Here is a 6,302-nt window from a genome sequence, read left to right on the forward strand (position 1 = left end):
CCCAGCACCTGCCCGGAGCTGACCTGGCGCTGCTGATAGCCGTGGCTGCCCATGGCGTAGCGCACCTGCAACAGCGGTGCGTCGTAGCCGGTGTGGCTGACGTAATCGATGGCCCCGCCCAAGGCCAGGGCGCCCCGGTCGAAACCGTTGGCGCCGCGCAGCACTTCCACGTGGTCGAGCCACAACGGCTCCAGCAATTCATAAGGCGTGCCGCCAGGGCCGGTCAGTGGCAGGCCGTCGAGCATGGCGTACACACCTGAAGCATGGGCGCCCGGCGCCCGGTTGATCCCCGACCCGCGGATCGAGATCTTGACCCCTTCGTTGCCCGCAGACTGGGCATAGACCCCCGGTTGATAGGCCAGCACATCCTGGTTGCTGGCCACGCGGCCTTGCAGGGCGCGGCGCAGGTCGACCACATTGGTACCGCCGGGCACTTCGGCCAGCCGGGCCCTGGCGTCCTCGATCGAGGCGTCTTCACCGCTGCGGTCCTCGGCCCCGATCAGCACTTGTCCAAGCTCCAGGCCTCGGGTCTCGGCCAGGGCCGGACAGGCAAGGGCCAGCCCCAGCAGCGCAGCGGGCAAGGATTTGGGCGAGGGCATTGAGAACTCCAGACGGACAGGAACGGGCAGTGAAGAACTGCGACGTAGAGAAGAACGAAGGAAACACATGTTTAATTTAAGTGAGCGAATATTTCTGCACGCTATTTTCTGCGCTGCTATTTTTTGCACGCCTGTTTGCTACACGCCTATTTTCTGCATTCGGCCAACACCACTTGGCAGGTATCCGGCGTGCCACCGGATCGGCCGGCGTAGCGAATGCAGTTATTCAGGGATTTCTTGCGCGCCACGCTCAAGGTGTCGCCCCAGGCGAGGCCGCCCTCGCCGGACGTGGGCAGCGCCTTGGCATAGCAGTTGGAGCCCAGGCTCGACGCCGGATAGCGAGCCGTGGCCGCCCTGCCTGAACATCCCGCCAGCAACGCCAGGTGGATGGCGAGCAGCGAGGGCAGGACCCAAGACGAGCAGTGGTGTGCCGTTTTTGCGATCATGGCCTTTTTCTGCATGAGGCGGCTGGCAGCGTGTGTGCAGTCGGATACTCTCAGATTAGACGGTACGTGTGAAAAGGAACTGCAGTTGAACGAACAGACATTGTCGATGCGCCTGGAGCGCGTGGCGGCGCAGGTGCCCGCCGGGGCGCGCCTGGCCGATATCGGCTCGGATCACGGCTACCTGCCGGTGGCGTTGATGCGCCGTGGCGCGATCGCGACGGCGGTGGCCGGCGAGGTGGCATTGACGCCGTTCCGCTCGGCCGAACGCACCGTGCGCGAGAACGGCCTGGAGCAGCGGATCAGCGTGCGCCTGGCCCATGGCCTGGCGGCGATCGAGCCGGGAGACGGGATCACGGCGATCAGCGTCTGCGGCATGGGCGGCGAAACGATCCGCGACATCCTGGACAGTGGCAAGGCGCGCCTGAGCGGCCGGGAGCGGCTGATCCTGCAGCCCAACGGCGGCGAGCAGCCGCTGCGCCAATGGCTGATGGACAATGGCTACCGCATCCTCTGCGAAGAGTTGCTGCGGGAAAACCGTTTCTACTACGAAATCATCGTCGCCGAGCGCGCCGGGCCGGTGGTGTACAGCCCCGAGGAACTGTACTTCGGCCCGCTGCAGATGCAGGCACGCAACCCGGTGTTCCTGGCCAAGTGGCAACGCCTGCTGCGCCAGAAGCAGAAGACCCTGGGCAACTTCGACCGGGCGCGGCAGGCCGTGCCCGAGGAGAAGGTGCAAGAGGTCGCCCGGCAGGCCCGGTGGATCACCGAGCTGCTGGCTTGAGCCCGTCAGGGGGTGTACGAACAGCCATGAGCGCTGAACGGAAGGTCCTGCAGCGCTCCTGAACAATGGGCGCTGGAAGCCTTGTCTGGGCGGTCGCGGCCGTGACGATCAAGTGCCGGCGATATCGAGCCACACCTGTCCGTGGGGATACTGGTAACGCTCCAGGGTTTCAGCGGTCATTTCGATGCTGTAGCCCGCACGCAGCGGTGGCATGTAGCGGCCGCGGCGGATCACCACCGGGTCGAGGAAGTGCTCGTGCAGGTGGTCGACGTATTCGAGGACCCGGTTGTGCAGCGAGGCCGAGACGGCGATGTAGTCGAACAGGGCGATGTTCTGCACGTACTCGCACAGACCGACGCCACCGCCATGGGGGCAGACCGGCACGTTGAATTTGGCGGCCATCAGCAGCACGATCAACACCTCGTTCAGGCCGCCCAGGCGCGCCGCGTCCAACTGGCAGAAGTCCAGTGCACCGGCCTGGAACATCTGCTTGAACATCACCCGGTTGTGGCAATGCTCGCCGCTGGCGACGCCGATCGGTGCGATGCGCCGGCGGATGCTGGCATGGCCGAGGATGTCGTCGGGGCTGGTCGGCTCTTCGATCCACAACGGTTCGAACGCGGCCAGGCGGCGCATGTTCGCGACCGACTCATCGACGTCCCAGACCTGGTTGGCGTCCATCATCAGGGTCCGTTCCCAGCCGATTTCTTCGCGCAAAATCGTCGCGCGGCGGATGTCGTCTTCCAGGTTGGCGCCGATTTTCTGCTTGATGTGGGTCCAGCCGTCCGCGACCGCGGCCCGGGCCAGTTGGCGCATTTTGTCTTCGCTGTAGCCGAGCCAGCCCGGCGCGGTGGTGTAGCCGGGGTAGCCTTCGCGCAGCATCTGTGCTTCACGCTGGGCCTTGCCCGGCACCTGGCGGCGCAGCAGGGCGATGGCTTCTTCCGGGGTCAGCACGTCGGTGACGTAGCTGAAGTCCAGGCAGCGCACCAATTGTTCCGGGCTCATGTCGGCCAACAATTTCCATACGGGCTTGCCTTCGTGCTTGGCCCACAGGTCCCAGAGGGCGTTGACGATGGCCGCGGTGGCGAGGTGGATCACGCCTTTTTCCGGGCCCAGCCAGCGCAGTTGGCTATCGCCCACGGTGATGGTGTGCCAGAAGGCGCCCATGTCGGCAACGATCTCTTCCAGGGTCAGGCCGACCACCATCGGGGCCAGGGATTGCACGGCCGCCACGCAGATCTCGTTGCCACGGCCGATGGTGAACGTCAGGCCGTGGCCTTCCAGGCCGCCAGGGGCGTCGGTGTGCAGCACGACGTAGGACGCGGAATAGTCCGGCGCGCTATTCATCGCATCGGAGCCGTCCAGCGACAGGGAAGTGGGAAAACGGATGTCGCGAACGCTCAGCTGGGTGATTCGAATGCTCATGGTGGGCTCTTGTGCTCGATGACCAGTTGGAGGCTCGACTGTAGGTCGCCGAGCGATACAGGCATAATCACGGTTTCCTAAGTAGCGATACCGGATTTGATATGTCTCAAGGTCCAGCAGCCACCACGCTCCCACCCCGTAGTTTTGGCGCGCTGAAAATTTCCAGCCGGCAAATCACCTTGCTCAATGCCCTGGGTGAGTTCGGCAACCTGCGTCGGGCGGCCACGGCGATGCACACCACGCAACCGGCCGCCAGCCTGCTGTTGCAGCAACTGGAGGAGCGCCTCGGCGTGCGCCTGTTCGAACGCTTGCCCCGCGGCATGCAGCCCACGCTTTACGGCGAGGTGATGATCCGTTATGCCCAGGGCGCGCTGCATGAGTTCGAGCAGGCCCAGGCGCAGATCGCGGAACTGGAGCGCGGGGCCATGGGACGGGTGCGCGTCGGCAGCGTGATGGGGCCGGTGCCCCGGCTGCTGACCAAAGCGGTGCTGGCGTACAAGCGCGATCACCCCAAGGTGCGGATTTCCATTGAGGTGGGTACCAGCGATACCTTGCTGCCGGCCTTGCTGCGCGGCGATTTCGATGTGGTGCTGGGGCGCTTGCCGGACCAGAGCGACAGTCAGGACCTGGACATCGAGCTGTTCGACAACGGCGAGCAGATGCGCGTGATCGCCCGGGCGGGTCACCCGTTGGCGGGTTCCTCGCCACTGCAGTTGGCCGACTTGATTGCATTGACCTGGATCCTGCACCCCATCGGCAGCCCCATGCGCCGCCGGGTGGAAACGGCGCTGCAGGCCGCCGGCATGGTGCAATCGCTGGACATTGTCGAAACCGCGTCGATCCTCGCAACCACCGCGATGCTCGAGGCGTCGGACATGATCGCGGTGGTGCCCAATGACGTGGCCGAGCATTATGCGCGCTATGGCATGGTCGCTGTGTTGCCGGTCGAGCTGCCGATTTCCATGGTCAATATTGGCCTGCTGACCTTGCGTTCCCGGCCAAGGTCGGTGGCGTTGAATACGCTGCTGCAGTATTTGCGCGGGCAATAGCGCCAACTCGATAACGCCCGGTTATCGATTGATCGGATCATCTCATTGGGAATGTTGAAGCGGGCTCCCTACAGTTATCGCAGAGTCTCCCGTCACGGAACGGGCGAGCCATAACAAGAAGTCTGCCGTACTGCCCGAGAGGTCCCATGTCCCTGATTGCCACAACCCGTTACGACGCACAAACACTCACCACCTTCGTCGAGCATTTGTTCGCAACAGCCGGGGCCGATGCCGAGGTCGCTCGAGTGGTGACCCGGGTGCTGCTCGAAGGTGAACTGCTGGGCCATCGCACCCACGGCCTCAACCTGGTGAGCCGCTATATCGGCGGCATGCTGACGGGGCAGGTCAAGGCCAGTGCCGGGTTGCTCGAGCAGGTTTCGGACAGCGGTATCTCTGCGCTGTTCGACGGCCACTATGTGCTTGGCCCGTATTGTGTCAGCCGCGCCCTGGACTGTGCGGCCAAGGGCGCCACGGCGCAGGGCATAGGGATCGCCGTGGTGCGCCGTGCCTCGCACATCGGTTGCCTGGCCGCTTACTTGAAGCCTTTCACTGACCGCGGCCTGGTGGCCATGGTCTATTCCTCGGACCCGTCGGTGGGACTGGTGTGCGCCCATGGCGGGATCGACCCGATCTACACGCCCAACCCGATTGCCGCCGGCATCCCGACCCGGGGCGAACCGATCCTGCTGGATGTGAGCATGTCCACCGTGACCCTGGGCCTGGTCGGCCAGTGCCGCGAGGCCGGCAGCCCACTGCCGCACCCGGTGCTGATGAGCAACGAGGGACAGCTGAGCGATGATCCGGCCGACTTCTTCACCACGCCGCCGGGCAGCATTCTGCCCCTGGGCGGCCAGGCCTTCGGCCACAAGGGCTTTGCCCTGGCGATTCTGGTCGAGGCCCTGACCTCGGGGTTGGCCGGCCATGGGCGCAAGGACGCGCCGGACCAGTGGGGCGCCTCGGCCACGGCGGTGGTGATTGACCCGCGTTTCTTCGGCGGGCTAGACGCCTTCACCGACGAAAGTTCGTTCCTGAGCAAGCTGATCCTGGCCAGCCGTCCGGTGGACCCCGAGCGCCCGGTGCGCTTGCCGGGCCAGGCCGGCCTGAAGCTGCGCGAGCAAGCGTTGCTCGAAGGCGTGAGCCTGTCGCAGAAGGTGATCGATGACCTCAACCAGTGCGCCGCGCAGTTGCAGCAGCCGACATTGGCTCACCCCATTCAACTGTAGGAGGCCCTGTAGGAGCGAGCTTGCTCGCGAAGGTGGTGAACGATAACGCGTAAAACCAGATGCCCCGCGGCGCCCTCCGGTTTTTCGCGAGCAAGCTCGCTCCTACAGGGGTTGCGTGTCAGCCCGGATAGTTTTGTAGAGCCCAAGGATGAGTGTGGCACCGGATGATGGATCGGCCCGGTATTGAAACCGCTGCAATAACAATAATAAAGGCCATCAGATGAAACCACTGAAGAAGTATCAAAACATCACCGTTGTATTCCTGTTGTTGATCGGCATCGTCAACTACCTGGACCGCAGTGCGCTGTCGATCGCCAATACCTCGATCCAGAAGGACATGATGATCAGCCCTTCGCAGATGGGCATTCTGTTGTCGGCCTTCTCCATTGCCTACGCCTTTGCGCAATTACCGATGGGCATGATCATCGACCGCCTGGGCAGCAAGATCGCCCTGGGCGCTTCATTGCTGGTCTGGTCGGTGGCTCAGTCGACGTTCGGCATGGTCAACAGCTTCGCCGGCTTCATGGGCCTGCGCGTGGTGCTGGGAATTGGCGAGGCGCCGATGTTCCCTTCGGCGGCCAAGGCCCTGTCCGAATGGTTCGATGCCAACGAGCGCGGCACGCCGACCGGGATCGTCTGGTCGTCAACCTGCCTGGGCCCATGCCTGGCGCCGCCCTTGCTGACGCTGTTCATGGTCAACTTCGGCTGGCGCGGGATGTTCATCATCACCGGCGCGATCGGTATCGTCCTGGCCGTGTGCTGGCTGGCCTTCTACAAGA

7 protein-coding genes are annotated in these 6,302 nt (G+C 64.2%); 4 read left to right on the forward strand and 3 right to left on the reverse strand.

Annotation, left to right across the window (positions count from 1 at the left end):
• Together ABWY06_RS13455 and ABWY06_RS13460 are read right to left on the reverse strand one after the other, a co-directional pair.
• On the reverse strand, positions 1 to 599 hold a 599-nt coding region (locus ABWY06_RS13455), incomplete at its 3' end, for a TonB-dependent receptor plug domain-containing protein (protein WP_353926069.1).
• A 146-nt stretch (positions 600 to 745) separates the two neighbouring features.
• The gene (locus ABWY06_RS13460) at positions 746 to 1,045 is read right to left on the reverse strand and encodes a hypothetical protein (protein ID WP_353926070.1); all 300 of its coding nucleotides are present in this window, start codon (positions 1,043 to 1,045) and stop codon (positions 746 to 748) included.
• 85 nt (positions 1,046 to 1,130) lie between these two features.
• Between ABWY06_RS13460 and ABWY06_RS13465 the strand changes: the two genes are divergently transcribed.
• Positions 1,131 to 1,826: a tRNA (adenine(22)-N(1))-methyltransferase gene (locus tag ABWY06_RS13465; RefSeq protein ID WP_228761553.1), complete on the forward strand. Its 696-nt coding sequence runs from the start codon at positions 1,131 to 1,133 to the stop codon at positions 1,824 to 1,826.
• Positions 1,827 to 1,934: 108 nt separating this feature from the next.
• On the opposite strand, the gene ABWY06_RS13470 is transcribed toward ABWY06_RS13465, so the two are convergent.
• The gene (locus tag ABWY06_RS13470; protein WP_353926071.1) at positions 1,935 to 3,251 is read right to left on the reverse strand and encodes an L-fuconate dehydratase; all 1,317 of its coding nucleotides are present in this window, start codon (positions 3,249 to 3,251) and stop codon (positions 1,935 to 1,937) included.
• Positions 3,252 to 3,352: 101 nt separating this feature from the next.
• On the opposite strand from ABWY06_RS13470, the gene ABWY06_RS13475 reads away from it, so the two are divergent.
• The 3 genes from ABWY06_RS13475 to ABWY06_RS13485 all read left to right on the forward strand — a co-directional run.
• Positions 3,353 to 4,300 carry a LysR family transcriptional regulator gene (locus tag ABWY06_RS13475; protein WP_138967832.1) on the forward strand — a complete coding sequence of 316 codons (948 nt, stop codon included), beginning with the start codon at positions 3,353 to 3,355 and terminating at the stop codon, positions 4,298 to 4,300.
• A gap of 152 nt (positions 4,301 to 4,452) precedes the next feature.
• Positions 4,453 to 5,523, forward strand: a complete 1,071-nt coding sequence (locus ABWY06_RS13480) for an Ldh family oxidoreductase (RefSeq protein ID WP_353926073.1) — start codon at positions 4,453 to 4,455, stop codon at positions 5,521 to 5,523.
• Positions 5,524 to 5,743: 220 nt separating this feature from the next.
• Positions 5,744 to 6,302: MFS transporter (locus ABWY06_RS13485; protein WP_353926072.1), on the forward strand; the 559-nt coding region annotated here is incomplete at its 3' end.

It is taken from the genome of Pseudomonas sp., assembly GCF_040514055.1.
Lineage (GTDB): Bacteria > Pseudomonadota > Gammaproteobacteria > Pseudomonadales > Pseudomonadaceae > Aquipseudomonas.

What these genes read in the sequence shown, in the direction of transcription:
- ABWY06_RS13460 (WP_353926070.1), bottom strand. Translation starts at nt 1,045, where the DNA reads ATGATCGCAAAAACGGCACACCACTGCTCGTCTTGGGTCCTGCCCTCG.
- ABWY06_RS13470 (WP_353926071.1), bottom strand. Translation starts at nt 3,251, where the DNA reads ATGAGCATTCGAATCACCCAGCTGAGCGTTCGCGACATCCGTTTTCCC.
- ABWY06_RS13475 (WP_138967832.1), top strand. Translation starts at nt 3,353, where the DNA reads ATGTCTCAAGGTCCAGCAGCCACCACGCTCCCACCCCGTAGTTTTGGC.